The organism is Nitrincola iocasae (genome assembly GCF_008727795.1).
Taxonomy (GTDB): domain Bacteria; phylum Pseudomonadota; class Gammaproteobacteria; order Pseudomonadales; family Balneatricaceae; genus Nitrincola; species Nitrincola iocasae.
The window spans coordinates 322,388-349,341 of sequence record NZ_CP044222.1; the positions used below are offsets into that span (position 1 = coordinate 322,388).

At 50.1% G+C, this 26,954-nt stretch carries 29 protein-coding genes and 1 CRISPR repeat array (1 of these 30 cut by a window edge); of the genes, 25 read left to right on the forward strand and 4 right to left on the reverse strand.

The window, feature by feature from the left end:
- The first annotated feature begins 12 nt into the window (after positions 1–12).
- Positions 13–624: a GTP cyclohydrolase II gene (gene ribA, locus F5I99_RS01590; RefSeq protein ID WP_151053337.1), complete on the forward strand. Its 612-nt coding sequence runs from the start codon at positions 13–15 to the stop codon at positions 622–624.
- Here ribA and F5I99_RS01595 read toward each other — a convergent pair.
- The 3 genes from F5I99_RS01595 to F5I99_RS01605 are packed head-to-tail and all read right to left on the reverse strand — an operon-like array spanning position 615 to position 3,525.
- The gene (locus tag F5I99_RS01595; RefSeq protein ID WP_151053338.1) at positions 615–2,396 is read right to left on the reverse strand and encodes a 1-deoxy-D-xylulose-5-phosphate synthase; all 1,782 of its coding nucleotides are present in this window, start codon (positions 2,394–2,396) and stop codon (positions 615–617) included. The two genes, ribA and F5I99_RS01595, sit on opposite strands and share 10 nt — an antisense overlap.
- Positions 2,396–3,283, reverse strand: coding sequence for a polyprenyl synthetase family protein (locus F5I99_RS01600; RefSeq protein WP_225307501.1), 888 nt, complete (start codon positions 3,281–3,283; stop codon positions 2,396–2,398). The genes F5I99_RS01595 and F5I99_RS01600 overlap by 1 nt, the downstream gene beginning before the upstream one ends.
- Positions 3,280–3,525 carry an exodeoxyribonuclease VII small subunit gene (locus tag F5I99_RS01605; protein ID WP_151053339.1) on the reverse strand — a complete coding sequence of 82 codons (246 nt, stop codon included), beginning with the start codon at positions 3,523–3,525 and terminating at the stop codon, positions 3,280–3,282. Before F5I99_RS01605 ends, F5I99_RS01600 begins: the two co-directional genes overlap by 4 nt.
- A gap of 173 nt (positions 3,526–3,698) precedes the next feature.
- Between F5I99_RS01605 and pomA the strand changes: the two genes are divergently transcribed.
- The 5 genes from pomA (at position 3,699) to arsS (ending at position 8,270) form a co-directional block, all read left to right on the forward strand.
- The gene (gene pomA, locus F5I99_RS01610; protein ID WP_151053340.1) at positions 3,699–4,469 is read left to right on the forward strand and encodes a flagellar motor protein PomA; all 771 of its coding nucleotides are present in this window, start codon (positions 3,699–3,701) and stop codon (positions 4,467–4,469) included.
- Positions 4,470–4,475: 6 nt separating this feature from the next.
- Positions 4,476–5,405, forward strand: a complete 930-nt coding sequence (locus tag F5I99_RS01615) for a flagellar motor protein MotB (protein ID WP_151053341.1) — start codon at positions 4,476–4,478, stop codon at positions 5,403–5,405.
- Positions 5,406–5,474: 69 nt separating this feature from the next.
- Positions 5,475–6,788: an ABC1 kinase family protein gene (locus tag F5I99_RS01620; protein WP_225307502.1), complete on the forward strand. Its 1,314-nt coding sequence runs from the start codon at positions 5,475–5,477 to the stop codon at positions 6,786–6,788.
- Between the two features lie 44 nt (positions 6,789–6,832).
- Positions 6,833–7,222, forward strand: coding sequence for an acyl-CoA thioesterase (locus F5I99_RS01625; RefSeq protein WP_151053342.1), 390 nt, complete (start codon positions 6,833–6,835; stop codon positions 7,220–7,222).
- An 85-nt stretch (positions 7,223–7,307) separates the two neighbouring features.
- Complete coding sequence (arsS, locus tag F5I99_RS01630) at positions 7,308–8,270, forward strand: arsenosugar biosynthesis radical SAM (seleno)protein ArsS (protein ID WP_151053343.1); 963 nt, start codon at positions 7,308–7,310, stop codon at positions 8,268–8,270.
- A 3-nt stretch (positions 8,271–8,273) separates the two neighbouring features.
- On the opposite strand, the gene mtnP is transcribed toward arsS, so the two are convergent.
- The gene (gene mtnP / locus F5I99_RS01635; protein WP_151053344.1) at positions 8,274–9,140 is read right to left on the reverse strand and encodes an S-methyl-5'-thioadenosine phosphorylase; all 867 of its coding nucleotides are present in this window, start codon (positions 9,138–9,140) and stop codon (positions 8,274–8,276) included.
- 226 nt (positions 9,141–9,366) lie between these two features.
- Between mtnP and F5I99_RS01640 the strand changes: the two genes are divergently transcribed.
- The 19 genes from F5I99_RS01640 to cas2e all read left to right on the forward strand — a co-directional run bounded on the left by F5I99_RS01640 (position 9,367) and on the right by cas2e (position 24,917).
- On the forward strand, positions 9,367–10,059 hold the full coding sequence (locus F5I99_RS01640; RefSeq protein ID WP_151053345.1) for a TIGR04283 family arsenosugar biosynthesis glycosyltransferase: 693 nt from the start codon (positions 9,367–9,369) through the stop codon (positions 10,057–10,059).
- Entirely contained in the window at positions 10,056–10,688 is a 633-nt protein-coding gene (locus F5I99_RS01645) for a TIGR04282 family arsenosugar biosynthesis glycosyltransferase (RefSeq protein ID WP_151053346.1), read from the forward strand. The genes F5I99_RS01640 and F5I99_RS01645 overlap by 4 nt, the downstream gene beginning before the upstream one ends.
- On the forward strand, positions 10,681–11,319 hold the full coding sequence (locus tag F5I99_RS01650) for a sigma-70 family RNA polymerase sigma factor (protein ID WP_225307503.1): 639 nt from the start codon (positions 10,681–10,683) through the stop codon (positions 11,317–11,319). The genes F5I99_RS01645 and F5I99_RS01650 overlap by 8 nt, the downstream gene beginning before the upstream one ends.
- Before the next feature lie 7 nt (positions 11,320–11,326).
- On the forward strand, positions 11,327–11,542 hold the full coding sequence (locus F5I99_RS01655) for an anti-sigma factor family protein (RefSeq protein ID WP_225307504.1): 216 nt from the start codon (positions 11,327–11,329) through the stop codon (positions 11,540–11,542).
- A gap of 3 nt (positions 11,543–11,545) precedes the next feature.
- Complete coding sequence (locus tag F5I99_RS01660) at positions 11,546–12,010, forward strand: methyltransferase family protein (RefSeq protein WP_151053348.1); 465 nt, start codon at positions 11,546–11,548, stop codon at positions 12,008–12,010.
- Between the two features lie 130 nt (positions 12,011–12,140).
- A complete protein-coding gene (locus F5I99_RS19815) occupies positions 12,141–12,269 on the forward strand; it encodes a hypothetical protein (RefSeq protein WP_267903004.1) in 129 nt (42 codons plus the stop codon).
- Positions 12,270–12,384: 115 nt separating this feature from the next.
- Positions 12,385–13,215 carry a helix-turn-helix transcriptional regulator gene (locus F5I99_RS01665; RefSeq protein WP_225307505.1) on the forward strand — a complete coding sequence of 277 codons (831 nt, stop codon included), beginning with the start codon at positions 12,385–12,387 and terminating at the stop codon, positions 13,213–13,215.
- A 134-nt stretch (positions 13,216–13,349) separates the two neighbouring features.
- Positions 13,350–14,387 carry a hypothetical protein gene (locus F5I99_RS19400; protein ID WP_191905922.1) on the forward strand — a complete coding sequence of 346 codons (1,038 nt, stop codon included), beginning with the start codon at positions 13,350–13,352 and terminating at the stop codon, positions 14,385–14,387.
- The gene (gene cas3, locus F5I99_RS01670; RefSeq protein ID WP_191905923.1) at positions 14,380–17,025 is read left to right on the forward strand and encodes a CRISPR-associated helicase Cas3'; all 2,646 of its coding nucleotides are present in this window, start codon (positions 14,380–14,382) and stop codon (positions 17,023–17,025) included. Before F5I99_RS19400 ends, cas3 begins: the two co-directional genes overlap by 8 nt.
- Positions 17,022–17,513 (forward strand): type I-E CRISPR-associated protein Cse1/CasA, encoded by a 492-nt coding sequence (gene casA, locus F5I99_RS01675; RefSeq protein ID WP_151053351.1) that lies wholly within the window; start codon positions 17,022–17,024, stop codon positions 17,511–17,513. Before cas3 ends, casA (F5I99_RS01675) begins: the two co-directional genes overlap by 4 nt.
- A gap of 42 nt (positions 17,514–17,555) precedes the next feature.
- Positions 17,556–18,736 (forward strand): IS3 family transposase gene (locus tag F5I99_RS01680; protein ID WP_151053352.1). Its coding sequence is split into 2 segments (ribosomal slippage): positions 17,556–17,823 and positions 17,823–18,736, totalling 1,182 coding nucleotides; the frame shifts between segments, so codons are not numbered across the junction.
- Complete coding sequence (gene casA / locus F5I99_RS01685; RefSeq protein WP_151053353.1) at positions 18,733–19,800, forward strand: type I-E CRISPR-associated protein Cse1/CasA; 1,068 nt, start codon at positions 18,733–18,735, stop codon at positions 19,798–19,800. Before F5I99_RS01680 ends, casA (F5I99_RS01685) begins: the two co-directional genes overlap by 4 nt.
- A complete protein-coding gene (gene casB, locus F5I99_RS01690; RefSeq protein WP_151053354.1) occupies positions 19,797–20,345 on the forward strand; it encodes a type I-E CRISPR-associated protein Cse2/CasB in 549 nt (182 codons plus the stop codon). Before casA (F5I99_RS01685) ends, casB begins: the two co-directional genes overlap by 4 nt.
- Entirely contained in the window at positions 20,342–21,502 is a 1,161-nt protein-coding gene (gene cas7e, locus F5I99_RS01695; RefSeq protein ID WP_151053355.1) for a type I-E CRISPR-associated protein Cas7/Cse4/CasC, read from the forward strand. The genes casB and cas7e overlap by 4 nt, the downstream gene beginning before the upstream one ends.
- A gap of 3 nt (positions 21,503–21,505) precedes the next feature.
- The gene (gene cas5e / locus F5I99_RS01700; protein WP_151053356.1) at positions 21,506–22,186 is read left to right on the forward strand and encodes a type I-E CRISPR-associated protein Cas5/CasD; all 681 of its coding nucleotides are present in this window, start codon (positions 21,506–21,508) and stop codon (positions 22,184–22,186) included.
- 28 nt (positions 22,187–22,214) lie between these two features.
- The gene (gene cas6e, locus F5I99_RS01705; protein WP_191906021.1) at positions 22,215–22,844 is read left to right on the forward strand and encodes a type I-E CRISPR-associated protein Cas6/Cse3/CasE; all 630 of its coding nucleotides are present in this window, start codon (positions 22,215–22,217) and stop codon (positions 22,842–22,844) included.
- A 20-nt stretch (positions 22,845–22,864) separates the two neighbouring features.
- Positions 22,865–23,713: a KilA-N domain-containing protein gene (locus F5I99_RS01710; RefSeq protein WP_151053358.1), complete on the forward strand. Its 849-nt coding sequence runs from the start codon at positions 22,865–22,867 to the stop codon at positions 23,711–23,713.
- Positions 23,710–24,630 (forward strand): type I-E CRISPR-associated endonuclease Cas1e, encoded by a 921-nt coding sequence (gene cas1e / locus F5I99_RS01715; RefSeq protein WP_151053359.1) that lies wholly within the window; start codon positions 23,710–23,712, stop codon positions 24,628–24,630. Before F5I99_RS01710 ends, cas1e begins: the two co-directional genes overlap by 4 nt.
- Positions 24,630–24,917: a type I-E CRISPR-associated endoribonuclease Cas2e gene (gene cas2e / locus F5I99_RS01720; protein ID WP_151053360.1), complete on the forward strand. Its 288-nt coding sequence runs from the start codon at positions 24,630–24,632 to the stop codon at positions 24,915–24,917. The genes cas1e and cas2e overlap by 1 nt, the downstream gene beginning before the upstream one ends.
- Before the next feature lie 101 nt (positions 24,918–25,018).
- Positions 25,019–26,954: direct repeats of the CRISPR family, unit length 29 nt; unit sequence GTGTTCCCCGCACCTGCGGGGATGAACCG (it continues 2,851 nt past the right edge of the window).

Below are 26,954 nucleotides of genomic sequence, written 5' to 3' on the forward strand. Positions count from 1 at the left end.
CAGGTACTGATCTTGTCTGTTGAGTTTGTTGCGGATTCCAAGCTACCAACCCCCTGGGGTACTTTTACCATGGTAGGGTTTGAAGATACGGCTACCGGCAAAGAACACGTTGCGCTGGTATACGGTGATGTTAGCGGGGATACCCCGGTGCTGGCACGCATGCACTCTGAATGCTTGACCGGTGACTCGTTGTTCAGTTTGCGCTGCGACTGTGGTTTTCAACTCCAGGAAGCCTTGCGGCGCATCTCTGAAGAGGGCCGTGGCGTATTGTTGTATTTACGTCAGGAAGGTCGGGGAATTGGTCTGCTGAACAAGATTAAGGCCTATCATTTACAGGATCAGGGTGCTGATACCGTTGAGGCAAATGAGCAACTGGGATTTGCCGCCGATATGCGTGATTACAGTATCTGCTTGCCGATGCTAAAGCACCTGGGTATCAACTCAGTGCGTTTGATGACCAATAATCCACGCAAAGTGAAAGCACTGGAAGCGGCTGGCGTGACTGTGGCTGAACGTGTACCGTTACAGGTAGGTAAAAACTTTCATAACGAAGGTTATTTGCAGACCAAAATGGGCAAGCTTGGGCATATGATGCAGGATGAGCACTTTCGCGATCAGGACTGATGCGTTAAACGTTTTTCTATCGCCGCCTGTATCCCTTCACTATCTAATCCACACAGGGCCAGTTGTTCATCACGGCTGGCATGCTCTATCCAACGATCCGGGATGCCCAGCATCAGCAGAGGATTGTTGTGACCTTCAGTATGTAACCACTCACTGACTGCCGCTCCCGCTCCACCTTTAATGGCGTGATCTTCCAGTGTGACAATCAGTTGGTGTGCCTCTGCCAGGCTGGTGAGTTGCTGGGTGTCCAGTGGTTTGACGCAGCGCATATCGACCAGGGTCAGATTGAGTGTGTCGGCAACACGCAAGGCCTGATCCAGTAGTGGGCCAAAGTTAAGCAAAAGGGTCTGTTCGCCTTGTCGCAACAGTTGCGCCCCCGGTAACGCTGCAGGTGCCGGCCGATCCTTTAGATGAGCCGTTTCACTACCTCTGGGATAGCGCACGGCTACTGGGCCGGGCGTGTCATAGGCATAGTCCAGCATGCGTTGCAATTCAGCATGACAAGAGGGGGTCAGGATTTGTAGTCCGGGTAAACAGCGCAGATAGGCTATATCAAAACAGCCGGCATGAGTGGCACCGTCTTCACCGACGAGTCCTGCTCGGTCGATAGCCAAGAGAACATCCAGCTTTTGTATGGCGATATCATGTATGAGTTGATCATAGGCGCGTTGTAAAAAAGTGGAGTAGATCGCCACCACCGGTTTCATCCCACCCACAGCCAAGCCACCCGCCAGTGTTAATGCATGTTGTTCGGCAATGGCGACATCAAAGTAACGGTCCGGGTATTGTTGCGAAAACGCGATGAGATCAGAGCCTTCACGCATGGCTGGTGTAATGGCACAGAGGCGGTTATCTGCGGCCGCCTTGTCGACCAGCCATTGTCCAAAAACGTTGCAGTAACGCGGGCTTCTCCCAGTCGGTGGCTGATGCAAAGGTTCAATCTTGGTGATGGCATGAAAACCAACCGGGTCGGCTTCGGCCGGGGCGTAACCCTTGCCCTTACAAGTGATAACATGCAAAAACTGCGGACCGGGCCGATTCAGCGCTTGTTGTAGTGCTGGCAGGAGTTGTTCAAAATCATGGCCATCGACAGGGCCGGTATATTCAAAAGCCAGCGCTTCAAACAGTGCTGCAGTGGTAGCCCCTGCCAGTCGGTTGCGCAGGTTGTTGGCCAGATAGGTAGCCAGTCCGCCCTCGTTGCGGGAGATCGACATGTCATTGTCATTCAGAATGACGAGTAAATTAGCGCCTGTGTGCCCGGCATGGTTCAGGGCTTCAAAGGCCATACCTGCAGTCATTGCACCATCGCCTATGACCGCCACGCTTTTACGTGGTTGTTGTTGCAGTCGGGCTGCCAAGGCCATGCCTAGCGCCGCACTGATGGAGGTGCTGGAATGCCCGGTACCAAAGCAGTCATACATACTTTCATCGCGCTTTGGAAACGGGGCCAGACCGGCTTGCTGACGCATGCTCAGCATCTGATCTTTGCGCCCGGTAAGGATTTTATGTGGATAGCACTGGTGTCCCACATCCCAGATCAGACTGTCTTCCGGGGTGTTGAGCAGATAATGCAGCGCAATAGTCAGCTCCGTGACACCCAGTCCCGCCCCAAAATGACCGCCGGTTTGCCCAACACTGTAGAGCAGCCAGTGACGCAGTTCTTCGGCCAAAGCCGGTAGTTGCTCAGTCGACAGGCGGCGCAGATCAGCCGGTGACTGAATCTGGTCCAGTAAAAGGGTAGTGGGTGGTGTATCAGGCAGTTTATCCAGCATTAGTAGCTACGTCGTACAATATAATCAGCCAGTTGCAGTAACGGCCGGGCCCTGTCGCCAAACGGCTTTAAGGCGTCTTCGGCCTGGTGTAACAGCTGTTGTAACAGGGCTTTACAGGGGGCCAGTCCAAGCAGGGATGGATAGGTAGGCTTGTTACGTACCTGGTCAGAGCCGCTGGGTTTGCCCAGAGTGACTGTGTCAGCTTCGATATCCAGCAGGTCATCTTTAACCTGAAAGGCCAGGCCTATGTGCTGACCAAACTGTCGCAAAGCGTTGAGTTGATCGGAATTTCCACAATTAGCGGCTAGTGCACCGAGTTCCAGCGCGGCTGTTATTAATGCACCGGTTTTTAGCGCATGCATCTGTTGCAAAGCTTCCACAGTTAAGGCTTTACCGACATGACTGAGGTCGAAGGCTTGCCCTTGCACCATGCCGTGCTCACCAGCAGCGCGGCTTAGGCACTGTATCATTGCCAGTTGCTGGGCCGGTTGATATCTTTCTCCTGGCTGGCTGAGGAGTTCGAAGGCGCTGGTCAGCAGCGCATCGCCAGCGAGTATCGCCGTGGCTTCATCGAAGGCAATATGACAAGTAGGCTTGCCCCGGCGCAATTCATCGTTATCCATCGCCGGTAGGTCGTCGTGCACCAGTGAATAGCTGTGCACCATCTCTATGGCTGCCGCGGGCAAGTCAGCCTGCTCTGCGCTGCCACCGCAGAACTCGCAGGCCAAATACACCAGTACTGGCCGGATACGTTTGCCACCATTAAGCAGACTGTACAGCATTGCTTGTTGTAGTGGTGGGTGAATGCTGTCCTGATGCGTCAGGCAGTCTTGCAGCACCTGCTGGTTGCGTAATGCCAGCGCTTTTAGTTGTTGCTCAAGCTTCAAGAGTTACTCTCATGTGAATCAAAAGGAACTGCTTTAATTTCACCGGCTTCTTCGGTCAGCAGTTTTACTTTCTGTTCGGCCTGTTCAAGTGTTTGTTGGCACTGACGGGTCAGGCGGATGCCCTCTTCAAAGGCCTGCAAGGACTCTTCGATACTCAGTTTGCCTTCTTCCATCTGACTGACCAGGGTTTCCAGGCGTTGCATCGAAGTTTCAAAACTGTGTTTGTCATGGGTATCAGACATGGGAGTCAACCTTTGTGTATTAACGCTGCAACTTACCCAACCTGGGCCATCGGGTCAATCTGAGTTTAACAGTTAATACTTAAATAGCGGGTGAACAAGTGTATAAATCTGGTATTATCAGCACCAAAAGCAGTGATATAAAGGCTTAATTTGCCATACATTGGGGTCTGTTCGTGGATATAGCAACAATCGTCGGTATTATCGGTTCCTTCGCGATCGTCATTATGGCGATGGTCTTGGGAGGCGATGTAGGGATCTTTGTTAACCCGCCTTCTATGTTGATCGTGTTTGGTGGCAGTCTGTTTGTGGTGCTGATCAAGTTTACTCTGGCACAGTTCCTGGTTGCGGGTAAAGTTGCCGCCAAGGCATTCATGTTCAAGGCCGTTAACCCTGAAGATATTATCGCTGAAACTGTTGATATGGCTGACGCGGCTCGTAAAGGCGGGCTGTTGTCCCTGGAAGATAAACAGGTCTCCAGTGATTTTATGCAGCGAGGTATTCAGCTGCTGGTCGATGGTCATGATCCCGAAGTGGTTAAGCAGTTACTGAATAAAGAAGCCAGATTGACGTATGACCGACATGACTTTGGCGCCAGAATTTTTGCCGCGCTAGGGGATGTTGGCCCGGCTATGGGAATGATTGGAACACTGATTGGTCTGGTGGCAATGCTGTCGAATATGGATGACCCGAAAGCTATCGGCCCGGCAATGGCTGTTGCGTTGTTGACGACCCTGTACGGGGCGGTGATGGCTAATATGCTTTGTATCCCGATAGCTGACAAACTGAACCTGCGACGCGATCAGGAAGCACTGAATAATGCACTGATCATCGATGGTCTGCTGGCAATTCAAGCCGGACAAAATCCACGTGTTATCGATCAGATGCTGCGTAACTATCTACCGGAGAAAAAACGTTTTGCCAATGCTGAAAAGGCAGAAGGATAAGCGTTTATGAGTGCCGAGGAAGAATGCAACTGTAAACCCTGTAAGCCTGGCTTGCCCGCCTGGTTGGCAACCTTTGGCGACCTGATGTCGCTGCTGATGTGTTTCTTTGTGCTCTTGCTGTCCTTTTCGGAAATGGATGTGCTGCGCTTCAAACAGCTGGCTGGCTCTATGCGCGAAGCCTTTGGTGTTCAAGCGCAGATCAAGGTTGAGGATATTCCTAAAGGAACGTCGATCATCGCTCAGGAGTTTAGTCCCGGTCGTCCTGAACCGACTCCGCTCAATGAAGTGCGTCAGATGACCACTAATGTTGAGCTGCATACCCTGGACGTGCGTTCAATGGAAGGCGAGGCCATAGTGCATGATCGCGAGTCTGCTGTAGATCAACAGCAGCAACAAGAACAGGAAGAACAAGCGCGTCAGGATGCAATAACCTTCTCGATGGCACTATCGGCCGAAATCGGTGAAGGTGCGGTTGAAGTTGAGACAGAAGGCACTAAGGTGATTATCCGCCTGAGAGAGCAGGGTTCGTTTGCACGAGGCTCAGCCTATGTTGAAGATGATTATATTCCGGTGTTGGCAAAAATCAGGGATGTACTGATCACCATACCTGGAGCTGTGGCAATAGAAGGGCATACCGATTCTATCCCCTATACAGGGACAGAGTTTACATCGAACTGGGATCTGTCGGCAGCACGTGCACTGGCTGTTGCCCATGAGCTATTTGCAGACCGGCGTGTGAACGAGTCCCGCTTTACCGTTTCAGGCCATGCTTCAAGTCGGGCGCGTGTGCCGAATGATTCTGAGGCTAACCGTGCCCGTAACCGTCGTGTAGAAATCATTATTGAGCGTGGTCTGGATGAACAAGCTCTGCCTATTCAGACTCGACCCGAGGGTGATACCGAAGGTGAACGGCTGACCCCTCGCGATATTTTCTAACCCGCTCATCACGACGAACAGTGAGCTGAAATGCCCTGCTGCACGTAGGTTAGTGAAAAGGAGCAGGTCGTGACAAAAATACCTAATCGAGCAGTACCCGCCGGTCGACTTTCACGCATGGCCCATATGGGCGGTTTGGCAACACGCCTGGCGGGCGGCATGTTGGCTGAGGGTGCGCGTCAGATGGCCTCGGGTAAACGCCCGTCTTCCCGAGATATGCTGATTACGCCAGCCAATGTTCGCCGTGTGGCTGACAAACTTTCACACCTGCGTGGCGCGGCAATGAAAATTGGCCAGTTGCTGTCAATGGATGCTGGTGACCTGCTTCCTCCTGAACTGTCTGAGCTGTTATCAGTATTGCGTGCTGGTGCCAATCCCATGCCCATGCTGCAACTGGCGACCATTATGGAAACCTCCCTGGGCGAGGACTGGCAGTCACATTTCAGTCAGTTTGGTTTCACCCCGGTTGCGGCGGCATCCATAGGGCAGGTGCACAAAGCGCTGGATCATCAGGGCCGGGCACTGGCACTGAAAATACAATATCCCGGTGTGCGTCAGAGCATTGATTCAGATGTGGATAATGTCATGACTCTGCTGAAAATGTCGCGACTGCTACCCGCGGGTGTGATTGCTGATGAGTTAATTGAGGAAGCCAAAGCTCAACTGCATGCCGAGGCTGACTATCACCTGGAAGCGCAGCATTTGCTGGCCTATAAAGCCTTGCTGGCGGATGATCTGAGTTTCAGGGTGCCACAATGTTATCCGGAACTTTGCAGTGAAAACCTGCTGGTGATGTCATTTGAGCAGGGTGTTACGGTTGAATCTCTGACGGGTTATTCACTGGAGGAACGCAATCGTTGTGCCGGACTACTATTGCAGTTGCTGTTTCGTGAGCTGTTCGAATTTGGTCGTGTGCAGACAGATCCAAACTTTGCCAATTTCCTCTATGACCCTGATAACGGCCAACTGGTATTGTTGGATTTTGGCGCCACACGTTTTTATTCCCCCGCCCTTATCGAGTCTTACCGCCAGCTTTTCCAGGCCGGACTAATCCAGGACCGTCAGCAACTGTTGGATGCAGCCACGCAGATTGGCTACTTTAGTGAGCAGGTCACTGCGTCGCAGCAGCAAGCGGTGCTGGAGCTCTTCGAGTTAGCGCTGGAGCCTTTGCGTTCGGATAATTATAACTTTTCCGCCACGGACCTGGCGCGACGTTTACGTGATCAGGGTATGGAGCTGAGTATGCGTGAAGGTTACTGGCATTCACCACCGGTTGATGCGTTGTTTTTACATCGCAAGTTAGCCGGGCTGTATCTGTTGTTTGCTCGCCTCGGTGTTTCTTTAGCATGTCGTGATATACTAAAACCTTGGTTAACAAACTGATTATTCAAGGTACTTATTCAAGGCACTTACTCAAGGAACTATCCATGTTTACACAGACAGTGACACCCGCTTTTTACGATACTGATGGTCTGGGGCATATTAACAACACCCGTGTGCCCCAGTGGTTTGAAGGGGCTCGGAATGAGCTTTTCCGTATTTTCACTCCCGATCTGGATATGAAAAAATGGCAACTGATACTGGCGCGTATTGAGGTGGATTTCGTTGGTGAACTGTTTTATGGCAAGGATGTCGAAATCCGCACCACAGTCAGTCGTATCGGTAGCAGCTCGTTTAGCGTGCATCAGGAAGCCTGGCAACAGGGAGTGCTTGGAGCCAAAGGTGAAGCTGTGATGGTGCGCTATGACTTCGCTGCTGCCAAAGCACTGCCGCTCAGTGATGAGCAAAAAACCGCCCTGGAGCTTCACCAGGCATAAATCAGTAGGCAGAGTGTAAGGATTCCTATTCCGTCACGACTAGGTAGTTATACAGTCACGGTAATACACGATTCAGGATAATGTGATGAAAGATACTCTGCCACTATTGATCGCAACAGATTTCCGTCCTCTACAGCGTGAGGGGGTGGGTGTGCTGCAGGCGAATATTACCCTCAAGTGCAATCAATCCTGCTTTCACTGTCATGTTGCCTCCAGTCCAAAACGCACTGAAATGATGAGCGATGAGGCATTGGAGCTGCTACTGCAAATGCTTGATCAGCACCCGGAGATACACACGCTGGATATTACCGGCGGCGCACCTGAACTGCATCCGCGCTTTCAGTGGCTGGTCAGACAAGCGCGTCAGCGCGGTGTGACGGTGATCGATCGTTGCAATCTCACTATCTTGTCCGAACCTGGTTTTGAGAAGATGGCGGCCTTTTTGGCTGAGCAGCAGGTCGATATTGTGGCATCTCTGCCCTGTTATTCGGCTGACAATGTCAATGCACAGCGGGGCGATGGGGTATTTGATGCCAGTATTGCCGGGTTGCAACAACTGAATGCACTGGGTTATGGCAAAGAAGGCACAGGGTTGACGTTAAACCTGGTGTATAACCCTTTGGGCCCGGCTTTACCACCCGCGCAGGTTGAACTGGAAGCCGCTTACAAGCGCGAGTTGAAGGTGCACTTCGGCATAGCGTTCAACCAGCTGTTTACCCTGGCGAATATGCCGATTCAGCGCTTTGGCAGCACCTTGATCAGCAAGGGGCAGTTCAGCAGCTATATGCAGCTATTAAAAGATAACTTCAATGCCGCCACGCTACCTGATCTGATGTGTCGGAATACCCTGTCAGTGGACTATCTGGGTCAGGTGTATGATTGCGATTTTAACCAGCAGCTTAAACTCCATGCTGGCAGTGCAGTTGAGCCCCTGCATTTACGTGACTACCTGGATCTGGACCTGAAAGGTCTGCCAATCAAGGTGGCAGACCATTGCTATGGCTGTACTGCGGGTCAGGGTAGCAGTTGTGGCGGTGCACTATCCTGACTGCTATTTTAACAACAGGCTGATCCGCTCACGGGTAGAGCTATCCATTGCCTCCAGGGGTGTCACCAGGCCACTGGCCAGGGCGCGGTGGGCAATCGATTCCGGCCAGGTTTGCGCCAGTAGCCTGATGGCTGTGAGGGCTATTTTCTCAGCGCGTTGTGCGTTCTTCAGCAGGTTACTAATGGCATAATCGGCACTGACATGGGGTTCTTTGGGGTGCCAGCAGTCGTAGTCTGTCACCATACCCAGGGAGGCGTAGGCTATCTGGGCTTCCCGCGCCAGACGCGCTTCCGGCATATTGGTCATACCGATAATGCCCGCTCCCAGACTACGGTACCAATGAGACTCTGCCTGAGTGGAAAATTGCGGCCCTTCTATACAGATATAGGTTTTATGCTGGTGTAGTTTGACGGCCTCCTCGCCTGGTAATTGCTGTACGGCATCGGCAAGCAGGCTGGTCAGGGCGGGGCAGACGGGTTGAGACAGGGCAACATGGGCGACGGCACCCGCGCCAAAAAAACTATTCGGGCGTTGTCGGGTCATATCGATATATTGATCCGGCAGTACCATATCCAGCGGCGCGATCTCCTCACTTAGGGAGCCTACCGCTGAAAAGGAGATCAGGTAGCGCACACCTAGCTGTTTCATTGCATAAATATTGGCCTGATAGGGCACTTCACCCGGCAGTAGCCGGTGCCCTCGTCCGTGGCGTGCCAGAAAAACCACCGGGATTCCCTGTATCCGGCCACTAACAAGGCTGTCCGAGGGAACGCCATAAGGGGTGCTGAGCTGATGTTCCTGACGATCTTCAAGGTCGGGCATATCGTACAAGCCACTGCCGCCGAGGATGCCGATTTTTATGTCTGTCATGCTGTTATCCTAATACACTGCGAGAGTCTGCACAGGGGGAGGCAGATACTTATACTGAGTCGAAACCGAGCCTTAAAACTTACACCAGCTGTGTAAGGAAACCCAGTTGAATCCGACTTCAGCGTTAATAAAGTAACATAAACAGGGCTAAAGGAGCTGCCGTGCCAAAACGCCTGATACTACTCGGGGGGTGGTCATGCTCATTAAACAGTTGTCAGGACATTTAATGACTAAAGCAGCCGATATTTCGATTATCCTGCCAATTCTGAATGAGTCAGAAACACTTAGACGTGAGCTGCCAAGGCTGAAGCAGCTGAGTCAGCAGGGCTGTGAACTGATCTTTGTCGATGGTGGCAGTCGGGATGATTCGGTTGTCCAACTGCAGGCTGCAGGAATGTATGTAGTGCACTCAGAACCTGGGCGGGCCATACAGATGAATCTGGGAGCCAGCCAGGCTGGCACTGAACTGCTGGTATTTTTGCATATAGATACTCGTCTGCCCGACAAGGCTCCGGACCTTGTTCGTACCGCCTTGAATGCTACCGGTCAGGGTGGCCAATGGGGGCGGTTTGATGTGTATATTGAAGGGCGCCACCCGATGCTTAAGCTGGTGGGCTGGATGATGAATCAACGCTCGCGCCTGACAGGAATTGCTACCGGGGATCAGACACTGTTTATGCAACGTGACCTGTTTAAGCGGGTAGGTGGTTTTCCTCAGCAGCCTTTAATGGAGGATATTGAGATGAGCCGGCGTCTAAAGCAATTATCCCGGCCTGTTTGTCTTAAGGACCGGGTATATACATCTGGTCGGCGTTGGGAACAAAGCGGTGTCTGGCGCACGATAGGGCTGATGTGGTGGCTGCGCTTTGCCTACTGGCGCGGTGTGTCAGCTGAACGACTGGTAAGGTTATATCGATGAACACACGTATTGTCATTTTTGCCAAAGCACCTCGTCCTGGGCTGGTAAAAACCCGTTTGATTCCAGCGCTTGGGGCTGACGGTGCGGCCGCGTTGGCTGGCTACCTGCTCCACTCAACACTGGAAGAGGTTCGTCACAGTCAGGCTGATAGCGTCGAGCTCTGCGCTGAACCGGCATTTGATGATCCTGCCTGGCAGGGAGTCAGTTTTCCTGAGAACATCAGTTTGAGTTATCAGGGGGCAGGTGATTTGGGTGAGCGGATGGCGCGGGTGGTGCAGCGGGTAGTGAGTCAGGGAGAGCGGGTGATCCTGATCGGAACGGATTGCCCGGGTTTAACCCGACAGAAGTTGAACGAAGCGATTGCTGCATTGCAGACTCAGCGGGCGGTGATGTTTGAAGCACTGGATGGTGGATATACCCTGCTGGGGTTACAGGCGTTTGATCCTGCTTTATTTACACAGATCGCCTGGAGTACCGACAAGGTGAGTGAGCAAACGCATCTGGCTTTTTCCCGTTTAGGCTGGCAGTGTAAAGTATTAGGCCGACTTGCAGATATAGATCGGCCAGAGGATCTGCGTGGCTTGCCATCCACTTGGCGGCCTGCTGTCGAATTACTTATCAATGAGTGAATGGCAAACCATGTCTGAGCCGCAAACACAAAGACCAGCAGCTGCAGCAAGCCGGGTACATGCCCGGGACACAGTGGATCTGAATCAACGCTTGGGTAATTTACGGCCCAGACTACTGGCGTTTGCCCGTTTACAGCTGAGTGACCGGGACATGGCTGAAGATGTGACTCAGGAAGCTATCACCGCCGCATGGCAGGGGCTGGCTGAGTTTCGTGGTGAATCGCAATTTGAAACCTGGGTGTTTGGCATACTGCGCTTCAAAATTATTGATGAGATTCGCCGTAAAAAAGCCTTTAAGCCGGTTAGCCTCGATGAAGCCAGTCTGGCAGATATCGATGGTTTTTTTAAAACCAGCGAGTCCTGGGACAAAGCCAGTGCGCCAGCAAGCTGGAGTGAGCCAGATCAGGCACTGGAGCAGGATCAGTTTTGGCAGGTGTTTGATATTTGTGTATTTCATTTGCCGGAAAATACCGCCAGGGTGTATTCCCTGCGTGAAATGATCGGTCTGGACACGCAGGAGATCTGTGACCTGTTGCAGATCAGTGAACAGAACTGCTGGGTGATTCTGCATCGGGCCCGCCTGAAGTTACGTGCCTGCCTGGAAAATGGCTGGTTCCTGAAAACGAGGTAATGAACCCATGAAATCGATGCGCTCCTGTAAGCACGCAACTGAATTGATGTCTCAGCAATATGATCGCAGCCTGAAAAGACCTGAGCGCTTATGGTTAGCTACGCATTTGATGATGTGTTATCACTGTCGGCGTTGTCATAAGCAATTCAGCCTGCTGGAACAATCCTGCCAGGCACGACGTGAGCAGATGGAACAGAGCCCTAAAGGCAAACAGGATGATTGATCTATGCGTAACCGCCTGAAAACCTTAATACCACCACCTGTCTATCTGTTGAGCTTTGCCGCTTTGATGTGGTTGATGCACCGTTACGTTCCACTCTATTACTGGCTGGATATGCCCTGGCGTTACGCAGGTCCGGCGTTAATTCTTCTGGCTGGACTCTCCGATCTCTGGTCACTGAGTCTGTTCCTGAAACTCCATACCACCCCTAACCCCATGCGACCTGGTGCGGCGACACACCTGGTGACCACCGGGTTGTATCGCTACTCACGTAATCCTATGTACTTAGGCATGCTGTTGATGCTGATAGGCTGGTGGATCTGGCTGGGCAGTCTGACCCCGATACTACTGCTGCCGGTGTTTATCTATGCGTTGGTGAAAATGCAAATCGAACCGGAAGAGGAGGCGCTGGAAGCTCACTTTGGTGATCGCTATCGCGACTATAAGAGCAGCGTTCGTCGCTGGTTGTAAAGAGCACGACATTTCGTAGCGCTTGTGAGTATAAGGGTCAGGTCGCCAAGCTCGTTAAGGATTCTTATTCTGAGAAAGACATGCACTGTTGGCTTTCTACCATTGCCCATTTCTCATACTTTCGATTCGCTTGAATACTTCATACAAAGCGCCAAAGTTACCCGTGCTAATGATCGGTCTGGATACACAAGAGATCTGTGACCTGTTGCAGATCCGTGAGCAGATGGAACAGAGCCCTAAAGGCAAACAGGATGCGTGACAGGTAGTGCGATTGCCCTGGTGACTATCCGACTAATGAAGCCGAATGCCGGTTGTTCATAAGGAAACATCTGTCTATAGTCCATAAGGAATACATGGATGACAGGGAGCGTATTGTGAGCAACGAACAAAGTACCGAAGCGCGTGCCTGGTTGATCGAACTGCTCGCCTGGTGGGAAGGGCGGGTTAATACCTCCCCTCTGCAGCGCTACTTCAACATCAGCCGGCAAAGTGCCAGCAAGCATCTGAACCAGTACCTGGAGCAATATCCGGGAGCGCTTGAGTACCGCAGTGACATCAAGGCTTATATTCCTGCAGCCTCGTTCCGGTATCACCATATCAGCGGTGATGTCGCCGAATACCTCAATTGGGTGACCGGCATCGCGCCCGCACCGCCCGACAACAAACTGCACCATCATGTCATCCAGCATCCACCCCGCCATATCTCACCCGATATCATCCGGCCACTGGTCATTGCACTGAGAGAGCGTCGTCGTGTCGATGTCGAGTATCAGTCTGTCTCCAGTGCTGACTCAGAAGAGCGCCTCATCTCGCCCCATACCTTTGTTAACACCGGCCTGCGTTGGCATGTGAGAGCCTGGTGCGAGAAAAACCAGGATTACCGCGACTTTGTGCTCAGCCGATTCCGTGGCCAGCCCGATCTTCAGGATGGAGTATCGGAGTACACCGCGGAGCAGGATGTTGCCTGGAACACACAGGTAACACTCATCATTCAACCAGATCCCCGGCTCAGCGACAGACAAAAAGCTGTGATTGAACGGGACTACCTGATGCAAAACGGCGCGCTGCTCATCCAGACCCGCGCCGCACTGGCCCAGTACACGCTGCAGGATTTACAGGTGAAAACCAAAATGCTGGATGGCAATCCGGCTGCACAGCAACTGGTGCTGGCGAATTATGAAGAGGTTAAGAGCTGGCTGTTCTGAAAACCTTTTTCATCCTGAGCAAAGGATGTGTCAATAAACTTTACATGTTTGAATTTACAGTATTTTTTTCATTGGAGTAGGGGCGTAGGGTAATGATCATGATTGATGGGATCACCCCAAAGGAGACGTAAAGAGTGGATAGCACAAAAATAAAGGCCGCCGCTAACAAAGCCCTGATTGCCGCTCATCCACAATATCATGCCTGGTCCGCGCAACAGCAGGAGACTTTTCGCGCAACCATGGATCAAGCCGCGGAAGACAGAATTGATGCCGTACTCCTGAGTGATTTACTCGGTATTCAATGCACGGCTGAAAGCGCCGAAGAGATCTGGGACGAGCTCCCCCTGTCAGAGGTCAACACACTCAACTGGGCCAAACTGCTTACCTCTGGCATCGGCGATGATCTGATCATGCTTAATGAATACATGGCAGAAAATACCAGCCTGCTGGGTTTTGAAACGCTCTATGATTATGACTATGACGATTATCTGTTTCAGGAGCGAGCCAACAAGGAACAATCCCCGGATTACCAGCCTTGCAACTACTACGCCTTGAGATTTTCCCGTTGGGCGAGACTGATTATTGGTGACCAGTTCCATTACGCTACCCTGTACTCCCTGGCCGGATACTTAACCGATGAGCTGGAAGAGAAAGGGAGTGACTTTATTCAAACTCTGATACCTCATGAGTATGTCGATGGCAAAAACCACGGCAAGCCGACCAAGGGTGGTTTTCTGTGGAACATGGAAATCAAAGCCAATGGTCTTGAAAAGCATCTTGATGAACTGAAACAGCGTTGGTACCACTATCAGCAACAGCGCTGGCTGGAGCTCAGCCTAGCCCATTGCCAGCAACCGCCCGCAATATATTTCCAGCACGTGGATCAGCACGGCGAACAATATCTGAACATCATTTTCAACAACGAAACCGCCCTCAAACAGGTGCGCTGGCGGCATTTTCTGGCCGACTGCAACCGCCTGAAAGGTGATGTCGCCAAAGTGGCTGAACTTAAAGTGCAGGAACTGGCAAAAGCTGAACAATGGCTACAGCAAACCCATCAGGACATTCTGGCCAGCTTTGATCCCAAGGTGGTCAAGCTCAGGAAGAAGCGCAAAATCGTTATGGTGCCAGGGGTGTTGGGTGGGCTATTGGGGGAGAGGGAAGGTGACTAAAAGATCAAGCAAAGTATGGGCAAAAACTAGTAAAAATACAGATAGCCAATGGCATCCGCTCATTCTGCATCTGTTGGATGTTGCTGCGAGTGCGGATGCTATTTTGAGCAGGGAGCCGGAATCCACTCGCAATAGGCTTGCTGAGGTTTTGGGCACTACATGGGAAATGGCTCGACCTTGGCTACTATTATTGATAGCGTGCCATGATTTGGGAAAAGCTTGTCCTGGGTTTCAGTGCAAATGGAAGAACCTGACAGAGCTCGATGTCGGGAAAAATCCAGATACGGATATAAACCATGCTTTTGTCAGTCAAATTGCTTTGGCTGAAATGCTTTGCGGAAAAGGCTGGCCAGAGGATTTGGCGGATTTGGTTGCAGATGCAGTAGGGTGCCATCATGGTAGTCGAGCCACTCCAAGCACTATCAATAAGTTATCAGGGAACCGCAGGGCGCTTGGTAATGTTGATTGGAGTGACGTACGTAATGAAGTCTTTGAATCCCTGTTTGAAGTTCTAAAACCTACGTTTATTCCGACAAAAAGCACTCTCACTGGCTCTGATTTTATGCTTTTAGCTGGCTTAACCAGCTTTTCTGATTGGATAGGGTCAAATGAAAACTGGTTCCCTTTCGGCACGCCAGACGATTGCGATGACCCGAAGGCGTGGCTTGTTAAGCGTCGGGAAGAAAATGCTGAACGCGCACTGAATCAAATTGGATGGCAACCACGCGCACCACTTGCTTCAGAGACCAAGACATTTGAACAGGTATTTCCATTTCCACCACGCCCGCTACAACAGGCAATTACCGAAGCAGTAATAAATATACAGGCACCAAGTATACTGTTGGTGGAAGCACCTATGGGAGAGGGAAAAACAGAAGGTGCTTTTTTTGCCCATCTTAGGTTACAGCAGCAAATGCAACATCGAGGCTTGTATATTGCTTTGCCTACTAAAGCGACAGGCAACGCTATGTTTAAACGAACCCTCGAGTTCTTACAAAATCAAGGTATTGACCGGCAGCTCGATTTGCAGTTACTGCATGGCGGTACATTATTAAACGATGACTTCCAGAAAATCAAAGTTACAAACATATTTGATGAAGTTTTCGGTGGGAATGTCCGTGCTAGCGAGTGGTTCACTAGTAAGAAGCGCGCATTATTATCTGAATACGGGGTTGGTACGATTGATCAGGCTCTCTTACCTATCCTTCCGGTACGGCATCAGTTTGTACGTTTGTGGGGGCTTGCCAATCGGGTTGTCATATTTGATGAGATTCATGCTTACGATGCCTATACCGGCACGCTGCTGATACATCTATTGCGTTGGTTGTTATCGTTAGGATCCTCAATTGTACTGCTGTCAGCCACCTTGCCCCCTGCCTTCAGACGAGATCTGGCAAGGGTAGTTGGTGGTAGGATACCGGAACATGAGGTTAAATATCCGCGTCTTTCTGTCTTCCAGCAGGGGCGTACTCCCTCGCAAATCCACTTCCCAGCTGACTCATCACGCACTATCACCGTTCAAATAAAGGGTATATCTGTGGAGCTTGCAGACATGCGTGATTCATTGCTTGCACAGTTGCAGAATGGTGGGATGGCTCTTGCTCTGGTTAATACAGTTCAGCGTGCTCAAGAGCTGTACAGTCTTTTTGGCTATGGAAAAACCATTAAAGGCACCAATACCAGTATTGGTAAGCGATTGGATAATGGCATGGAAATATACCTTTTTCATGCTCGCTACCCGGCTGGGTTAAGGCAAGTGCGTGAAGATAACGCATTGGCTCTATTCGGCAGAGAGGGTAAGCGTGCTGGAGCAAAAATCCTAATAGCAACGCAGGTTGCCGAACAAAGCCTTGATCTGGATTTCGATGTGATGGCATCTGATCTAGCCCCGATTGACTTGATTCTGCAGCGTGCAGGCCGTTTGTGGCGACATCGACGAGAGAAGCGACCTGGTACTCAACCAGTTTTGTTTATTGCTGGGTTGCAGGGTGATAAACCTGATGATTTTGGTAACCCACTATGGTGGTCTTCGGTATACCGCGAAGACATTTTGCTGCGAAGCTGGGTTTTGTTAAAGACACTGTCAGCCATTACATTGCCCGATCAGATTGATTTCTTGGTGCAGGATGTATACGAAGATCGCGTAGCGATTCCAGCTCACCTTGATAGCAGAATGAATCACGCTATCTTGGAAGAAGGTGAAATTGTTGCTCATCGCCAACAGGCACATGCAGCCATTATCGGTTTGCCAGATGATGCTTCATGGAACGACCCGGCCAGATTTACCCTTTTTGATGAAGATGAACCGGGTATTCACAAAACACTAATGGCAAAAACGCGTCTTGGAGAAGACTCAGTAATTACCATTCCTATATGGCCGCAAGATGAGTTTGATGCGGGTGTCGTTCCGGATTTCCAGCAGGCCAAAACATGGTTTATGTGCGCAATTAGCATCTCACGCAAAGCTATCGTAGGACGATTACAAAAACTGGGTCGGCCTGATGGTTGGCAGGAATCCCCTTTGTTATGTAACTGTTTTCCGTTATTACTCAACGTGAATGGTGAGTGGATTGAGGATGTCAAGGTGAGACTGGACAGTGAACTAGGTTTGGTTTACGAAACAAAGGAGAATGTATGAGTCGCTTTAATTTGATTGATGAGAAGTGGATACCGGTCAAATTTCCCGATGGCACTCGGGATGAGCTTGGTATTCGGGACACGTTATTGAGGGCAGGAGAAATACAATCCATTGAAGACGCCTCACCTTTGGTTGTAGCTGCGCTGCATAGGTTTTTGTTGGCAGTGCTCTACCGGGCCCTGGGAGGGCCAACGGACATTGAGCAAGCCAAAGAATTATTCAGAAATGGATTTCCAGCAAACAAGATAACGAGCTACTTGGATAAATGGAGAGACAGGTTTTGGTTGTTTGATGAGAAGTATCCGTTTGGACAGAATCCGAACGTTCCAAAGAAAGCAATTGAGCCATGGACGAAGCTTACGGCTGAATATAATGCAACATCTAACAAAGTCCTATTTGATCATGTAGACACAGGTAATCCAGGGACTCGGACGCCTAGTGAGTGCTCTCGATGGTTATGTAGTGGCATAGTTAATTTGGCCATCTAATTAGAGGTGCTATCATGCACCAAGAGATAATTAGGTGACAATATGACCAGAAGACCAAACCGAAATTTCAGCCCTGAATTCAGACTCGAAGCAGCACAGCTGGTAGTCGACCAAAATTACTCTATTCGAGATGCGGCTGAAGCCATGAATGTCGGACATTCGACCATGGATAAATGGGTTCGCCAGCTACGAAAAGAGCGTGGTGGTGAAAGTCCAAAAGCAACACCAATGACACCAGATCAACTTAGAATACGCGAGCTTGAGAAACGTATCCGCGAAGTTGAAATGGAAAAAGATATATTAAAAAAGGCTACCGCTCTCTTGATGTCGGACTCTCTGAACAATTCTCGATAATCGAGAAACTCAAGACGAGCTACCCGGTAACGAAGCTGTGTGAGGTGTTTGGCGTGCACCGCAGCAGCTTCAGGTACTGGAAACAACGTTCAAAAAAGCCTGTATGTGCGAAAAAGACCGTAGAACAGGCAGTCGTTAGGGAGCTCTTTCGCGCGAGCGAGGGCTCTGCGGGTGCACGAAGCATTGCGGAAATGGCTACCAATCAGAACGTGCCATTGAGCCGCTATCGAGCCGGACGCTTGATGGAAAAGCTTGGACTTATCAGTTGCCAGGTACCTGGTCACACATATAAGAAAACAGGTGATGAACATGTTCAGATACCGAATCATTTAGACCGCCAGTTTAACGTTGATGCGCCAAACTGCATCTGGTGTGGCGATGTCACGTACATCTGGACTGGCAATCGCTGGGCTTATTTAGCGGTTGTCATTGATTTATTTGCACGTAAGCCAGTGGGCTGGGCGATGTCGCTATCGCCAGACAGTGAGCTTACCAGCAATGCACTAAAAATGGCGTATGAGAGCCGTGGTCGACCGAAAGGCGTGATGTTCCATAGTGACCAGGGTAGCCATTATACGAGTCGTAAATTCCGTCAGACGCTCTGGAAGTGTCAAATAAAGCAGAGCCTTAGCCGACGTGGTAACTGCTGGGATAATGCACCAATGGAGCGTTTTTTTAGAAGCTTGAAGGTTGAATGGGTGCCTACCTACGGCTACCACTCACTCGTTCAGGCGCAGCATCACGTAGTGAAGTATTTAATCGGGTATTATAGTCAGCTTCGACCACACCGGCATAACAATGGAATGAGTCCGAATCAGGCAGAGGAACAGTACTGGATTAACTATAAACCGGTGGCCAGTTTTACTTGACCACTACATTACTTGCAACACTAAATTTTTCGTTAAGTGGAGGTAGAGGATATTATCCGTCACCATCAGTCAACGGAATAATGTGTATCCCTCTTGGAAATACATTACATCAAACGCTCAGTTACAACCTTGTACCTGAAAACGTCGATTCAAATAGAGGCGACTCTGCTCTCTGGGAGCATGAGCCAGCGTCACTGCCTATTGCCATTCCTAAGCAGCCTGTATCCGGTTATGCAAACCTTTATACATGGCCTTCGCGCATGATTTATCTTGAAAGTGAAACATCCGGTAACGTTGTTTTTATGCGATTCGTGGCGGGCCATGGCTTTGATGTAACTTCAAATATTATCGACCCAATGCAGCCATATAAAACGGACAAGGAAAAGGGTCGGCTTCCTGTCCAGTTTCGAGAAGATAGAGGCACATGGAGAGATTTTGATTCATTGATACCAGATAGCTCCGAATTAGCTCCATTGACTATTCAGAACGCACTTCGGTTGGCAGGAAAGAACTTAAGATTCATGCCAGGTTCTGTTCTGGTTCTAGGCTTAAGATATACTCCTCCGAATGCGAATGTCGATTTCTGGCGTATGGAACGATTTGTTCTTCCAGAAGTGTTGGCAACGAATAGATTTAGCCGAGAAGATGTTAGACAGTTTCTCGATGTAGCTGAGGAAACTCAAAAAACTCTGTGGCAGGCCTGTAGTGATTATGCGCGGGGCATTATAAGCCACGGTGATCGTGATCCGGATAAGAAAGACATCAGCAAAGCCGTCAAACAAATGACTGCCAGTTCCCTCTACTGGTCAATGATCGAATCCCGATTTCACGAAACCCTCAGTTCATACACCCTCGAAGCCGACCCCGATGATATCCGTTGTCAATGGCTGAAGTCTGTGCTCGATGCTTTGTGTGAAGCATGGGAACAACATGCCGCTTCTGTTGCTACCAATGATGCTTGGACATTGAGGTCATTGATGAAAAGCGAGGGGCTGATACGAAAAAAAATGAAGGAACTGAAAGATGAGATTCAAAAATACGAACCACGGGAGGTTGGAGCATGAGTGGGCTAATTGAATGGTTGGAGAAATTAAACCAGAGTGACAGCAAGGCCCGTGCAGTGTTGCGCCGAAGCTTGGCGTTTGAACCGGGCCAACATGTGCCTGCATTCCCTTATGTAGAACCATTCTTGAGAGGTGATGTAAGCCGCTGGAGAAGAGATATTCATTACCTGGTAGCGGGTGTGTGGGCTATGCATTGGCGTGAGGGTCGTGAAGAAGAGGCTCTGTCCATTGGAAAAGCTTGCGCCAGGCTTGATAGGGAAAAACGTGACAGCATGGGTATGGATGACAAGCACAAACTGACCAGTACCGAAAAGCGCTTAATCGCATTACTGGATGCCGATGAAGATCAGTTGCCATACCGTTTACGGCAGATGGTGGCATTATTGAAAGAATACACCATCGATTTTGAACATATGCTTACAGATTTGCTTAATTGGCGGGATCAACAAAAACGCACACAGAACAAATGGGCGCGTGATTTTTACCAACACCTTAATCATGAACCTGAATTGGATAAAACTTCTCAAAAGGAGAGTGCAGCATGAAAACTTTTATTGAAATCCACGCTCTGCAGAACTTTGCGCCATCCAATCTAAATCGTGATGATACCGGTGCACCTAAGGACGCCTTATTTGGCGGCGTTCGCCGGGCACGAGTTTCCAGCCAATGTAATAAGCGGGCGGTACGTACCTTTTTTGCGGAGAAGAAAAAAGATGGTTTTTTTGATGAAAGTGATTTGGCAGTGAGGACTAAGCGTGTCTATGGGGCAATAGCGAATTCATTAGAAGGTAGGCGTGATGCGGAAGAGGTCATAGAAAAAGCAGAACAGGCTTTGTCTTATGTAAAGCTCAAGTCAGCTGAGGGAGGGAAGAGTCAATATTTACTCTATCTTGGTCAGAAGGAAATAATGGCATTAGCCGATGCAATTGATAAATATTGGGACCAAATTGTTTCTGCCCCTGTTGAAGCGGAGGAAGACGGTAAGAAGAAGGGAAAAAGTAAAAAAGACGTAGCAAAAGCTGCTCCAAAAGAAGTCAAAGAGTGTATTGAAGCCATTTTCAACGGTGGCAAAGCTGTGGACCTGGCACTTTTTGGACGAATGCTTGCAGACATGCCTGGAAAAAATCAGCATGCTGCTTGCCAGGTTTCTCATGCCATCTCCACACATGCAGTTGAGCGCGAATTTGATTATTACACTGCTGTGGATGACTTGAAGCCTGAAGATACTGCCGGGGCCGACATGATGGGTACTATTGAGTTTAATTCTGCCTGCTTTTACAGGTATGCGGTGGTGGATTGGGAGAAACTTGTTGAGAATTTGCAAGGCGATATCGAATTGGCTGCAAAGGGACTGAGAGCATTTTTGGAGGGATTTGTGGTTGCTGAGCCTACTGGAAAACAAAACACCTTTGCAGCGCATAACCCGCCTGAGTTTGTAGCTATTTCAGTGCGCCACAATGGTGCGCCGAGGAACTTGGCCAATGCTTTTGAGACACCAATATTTGTTAGAAAAGGGGAGTCACTTACCAGAAAATCAGCAGAGGCTCTAGTTAATAAAGCCTTGATTCTGAAGGCTGCCTTTGGCAGTGATGACCAAACGAATGTATTGAATCTTATTGGTGCTGATTTGGGCGAGTTCGGAACTGCCACCTCTTCTCTGAGTACGCTGCTTGATAGAACACAAGCTACAGTGATGGAGTAAACAATGCCAACATTATTGCTTCAGTTGACTGGGCCAATGCAATCATGGGGAACTACCAGCCGCTTTGATCAGCGAGATACTGGAAATGAGCCTAGCAAATCTGGTGTGTTAGGCCTGATTGCTGCTGCATTGGGGATTGATCGTGAAAACTGGATAGATCTGGAGCCACTCACAAAATTATCAATGGGGGTTCGACATGACAGGCCTGGCATTCCGAAACGCGACTATCAGACAGCCCAGAACATTATTCGTGCAAACGGGAAAGAAATCCAACCAACCGCCGTTACTACACGGGATTATATTGCTGACGCAGCTTTTCTTGTTGGTTTTGAGTCAGCAAATATGAGATTGCTCGAAAATGTTCATACTGCACTGAGAAATCCGGTTTGGCCACTTTCTTTGGGCCGTAAATCTTATGTACCCTCTGAATCTATCTGGATAGAAAATGGTTTGCTGGATTTGTCTCTGCGAGATGCTCTGCAGAACTGGCCATGGATTGCTACAAGGCGTAGGGGTGAAAAGGCACCGGGGAGTTTACGTATTACCTTTGAATCCGACGATGGCACAGGTTTACTTAAAATGGATCAACCGTTGTCATCTTTTGCTGAGCGTCGCTTTGGTGCTCGTTTGGTACGTTCAGATTGGATTAAACTGCCAAGTGAGGTGCAAAATGCTCCTGCATAGAATTCATCTTGACCCGCGATGTAAGGAAGTGCGTCGTGATTTGGCTGATTACTATCAGTTGCACTCGACTCTATGCCGTGCTTTTAGCAAAGCTGATAAAAAATGCCCGCCAGGCGAGTTTTTGTGGCGACATGAACCAGAAACAAATGCAAAAGGCTTACCGCAAATATTAATCCTGAGCAAAAATCTACCTGACTGGAGTGGTATCGGGATCAAGGGCTGGTTGAACTCTGTGGATCCAGCTATCGACTTAAAAGAAAAGTTGCAGTTACAACAGCTTTCACCAGGGCAACGCTTTCGCTTCCGGCTGCGGGCTAACCCCAGTGTTACCCGTAAAGGGAAGCGATTTGGCTTGATGCAGGCATCAGAGCAGGAGTCGTGGCTCGAAAAGAAAAGTCACCTGCATGGATTTCAGTTACAGGAACTTCCTTCTTTTGCACTGACTGAATCAGAGAATTGTCGTTTAGATGTGTGCATAGTTGAAGAAAGAGTACTGCGGGGCAAGCAGCATTCAGGTAACAGCATCACTATCTTTTCGGTATTGTTCGAAGGGGTCTTGAGTGTGACTGAACCAGAAAAGTTCATACAGACACTTGGAAGCGGAATAGGGCATGCTAAAGCAATGGGTCAAGGAATGCTTTCAATTATTCCCGTTTAGGAGATCTTCAAGGAGGAGTCATGACAAAACCTAAATTACAAGTTCTGGACCACGCTATATCCACCACGACCAAGGAGGGAATCGAGTACATCAATATCACCGATATTGCCAAGTACAAAAATCCTAGCCGGGTTGGGGATATTATTCGAAATTGGCTGCGCAATCGAAACACCATTGAATTTATTGGGATCTGGGAGCAACTCAACAACCCGGATTTTAATTACGTCGAATTCGACGTAATTAAAAAAGAGGCAGGCTTGAACAGCTTTACACTTAGCCCCAAAGAGTGGATCGCCAAAACTAATGCCATCGGACTGATTTCTAAGCAAGGCCGTTATGCTGGCACATTTGCTCAGAAGGACATTGCTTTTGAGTTTGCCAGTTGGATCTCGGTGGCGTTTAAGCTTTATCTGATCAAAGAATTTCAACGTCTGAAGGAGCAGGAGTTCCAGCAGTTGGGCTGGGATATCAAGCGTAACCTGGCCAAGGTTAACTACAGCATCCATACCGATGCTGTGAAGGAAAACCTGATCCCGGACACTCTGAGTTCGGCCCAAATTAGTTATGTGTACGCCGACGAAGCAGACTTGCTGAATATGGCTCTGTTCGGCGTTACGGCCAAGAAGTGGCGGGACGCCAACCCGGATTTGCAGGGCAATATGCGTGATCATGCCAATGTCCATCAGTTGGTTTGTCTGGCCAATCTGGAGAGCATGAATGCACACTTTATACAGGAAGGTATGTACCAGTCGGAACGCCTGCAGAAATTGAATGAACTGGCGATCCGGCAGATGCGCATTTTGACCAGAAATGAGATGGCATTACAAACGCTATCTGGCGGCAATGCCGAGAATGGAGCCTTGGAATGACCTTTATACCCCTGAAGCCAATTCCCATTAAAGATCGGGTTTCCATGGTGTTTGTTTACTATGGCCGTATCGATGTGCGTGATGGGGCCTTTGTTGTGGTGGATGAGGTCAAGGGTGAGCGCAAGCATATTCCGGTTGGCTCGGTTACTTGTATTATGCTGGAACCGGGAACTCGGGTTTCTCACGCGGCCGTCAAGCTGGCAGCCCAGGTCGGTACGCTGCTGGTCTGGGTAGGGGAAGCGGGTGTGCGACTCTACGCCGCAGGGCAGCCAGGAGGAGCACGCAGCGATAGATTACTTTACCAAGCCAAACTTGCCTTGGACGAAGACTTACGCTTAAAAGTTGTTCGTAAAATGTTTGAGCTTCGTTTTGGAGAGCCAGCACCCGCCAAACGCTCGGTAGATCAATTACGTGGTATTGAGGGGGCTAGGGTCAGAGCAACATACAGCTTACTGGCTAAGCAATATGGAGTAACCTGGAATGGCCGCCGTTATGATCCCAAAGATTGGAATAAAGGAGATGTGGTTAATCAATGCATCAGTGCTGCAACTTCATGCCTGTACGGGGTTACAGAAGCCGCCATTCTGGCAGCAGGCTATGCTCCGGCCATTGGCTTTATTCATACCGGCAAACCCTTATCTTTTGTTTATGATATCGCCGACATCATTAAGTTTGACACAGTTGTGCCCAAAGCCTTTGAAATAGCAAAGGGTAAACCGAAACAACCTGATCGGGAAGTACGCATCGCCTGCCGAGACGTGTTTCGCGGAGATAAGGTTTTAGGACGATTGATCCCCTTGATTGAAGATGTACTGGCTGCTGGTGAAATTGTTCCTCCTAAGCCACCGGAGGATGCCCAACCACCAGCTATTCCTGAGCCTGAGTCATTAGGCGACACCGGTCATAGGAGTAAATAATGGCCATGCTCACCGTTGTGACAGAAAGCGTACCTCCAAGGCTTCGGGGTCGTTTGGCTGTATGGTTACTGGAAGTCAGAGCTGGCGTATATGTAGGTGATGTATCCAGGAAAATTCGTGAGATGATCTGGTTTCAGGTTACCGAGTTAGCAGAAGATGGAAACGCGGTAATGATCTGGGCAACCAACACAGAATCAGGTTTTGATTTTCAGACATATGGTGAAAACCGGCGAATACCAGTGGACTACGACGGCTTACGACTAGTCTCTTTTTTACCACCTAAATAAGAAGGTTGACCTGCTCTTTAACAATCAATAAAAATAGGCAAAAATATGGTAGATTTCTAAAGCAGCAAAAATTGTTTTAGAATCAATTATCTCCATTTGGAGTGTTCCCCGCACCTGCGGGGATGAACCGGCCTGCGCACGGCTGCATACGTTGACCCTGTCGTGTTCCCCGCACCTGCGGGGATGAACCGGGAATGTCATGACGTAGTGTTTCATTACTTCGGTGTTCCCCGCACCTGCGGGGATGAACCGACCTGATAAACACAGTTCTCGTTCTTCATTACGTGTTCCCCGCACCTGCGGGGATGAACCGTAATTCAGGCTATGATGGATGACGAGATGAACGTGTTCCCCGCACCTGCGGGGATGAACCGGGCGGACGGGTGCTGATGTAGCCGTCCAGGATGTGTTCCCCGCACCTGCGGGGATGAACCGAAAATGAAATTATTAAATAGAATTGAACAGATGTGTTCCCCGCACCTGCGGGGATGAACCGATTTTCAAAGACTTAGCTTAGATTGCTAGTGTGTGTTCCCCGCACCTGCGGGGATGAACCGAAAATTATAAAAAACTTTCCTCGCTTGCTGGTGTGTTCCCCGCACCTGCGGGGATGAACCGATTAAAACATAAAAAACAGCAAGGGATTATTAGTGTTCCCCGCACCTGCGGGGATGAACCGCAATCGATACTGATAAATTGAATCAGGTGTTAGTGTTCCCCGCACCTGCGGGGATGAACCGCAGACAAGCCTGCGGCGGAAGCAGACAAGCCTGTGTTCCCCGCACCTGCGGGGATGAACCAAAATCCTCCTGAATATCAGCAAGGTTAATTTCGTGTTCCCCGCACCTGCGGGGATGAACCGATAACAGATGATTTAGATACATTAAAACTTGTGTGTTCCCCGCACCTGCGGGGATGAACCGGCTGAGCGTACCGCTATACGCGATATATACATGTGTTCCCCGCACCTGCGGGGATGAACCGTTTCTTACCAATGCAACGACATTACAGGAAAAGTGTTCCCCGCACCTGCGGGGATGAACCGACTTTCAACCAGCAACAAAGTTTTATTGTGAGGTGTTCCCCGCACCTGCGGGGATGAACCGCTGGCTATATTGTGCTATCGGACGATATTAAAGTGTTCCCCGCACCTGCGGGGATGAACCGACTGAAAAGCGGAAACTATTGGCTATGCTGCAGTGTTCCCCGCACCTGCGGGGATGAACCGGCTTGTCTAGTAGTGGATACACTGTTACGGGTGTGTTCCCCGCACCTGCGGGGATGAACCGTATAAAATACATGCATACAGGCGGCGGCATGTGTGTTCCCCGCACCTGCGGGGATGAACCGCCCCGCTGGGCGCAAATCTTGTCGGTGCGAAAGTGTTCCCCGCACCTGCGGGGATGAACCGTGCGGCATTGACGCCGCAGGAGAGCCAGTCTAGTGTTCCCCGCACCTGCGGGGATGAACCGGTTGGCACGGCCCAGCTTGCGACCATTCATTTGTGTTCCCCGCACCTGCGGGGATGAACCGTGACCCTGTTCTCGGTGGTGGCGGTGGGGGTGGTGTTCCCCGCACCTGCGGGGATGAACCTCGTTCAGGCAGGCGTCCATAGTGTCGCGGTGGGTGTTCCCCGCACCTGCGGGGATGAACCGGCTTCCAGATCCGGAGCGTCGCTGGCGTATTCGTGTTCCCCGCACCTGCGGGGATGAACCGCCTTGGCCGCGTTTGTATTCACAGTGACTGCAGTGTTCCCCGCACCTGCGGGGATGAACCGCCTCTTCGACGCGGCTTAATCCCTTAACTGTAGTGTTCCCCGCACCTGCGGGGATGAACCGCCTCTTCCTTGCGCTGCTTCTGTACGAAAAAAGTGTTCCCCGCACCTGCGGGGATGAACCGGTCAAACCGGACAAATTTTAATGCAATCCCATGTGTTCCCCGCACCTGCGGGGATGAACCGCATCATCAGCGAACCTATAAACACTCTAGTCAGTGTTCCCCGCACCTGCGGGGATGAACCGCATGCAGCCAACGCGA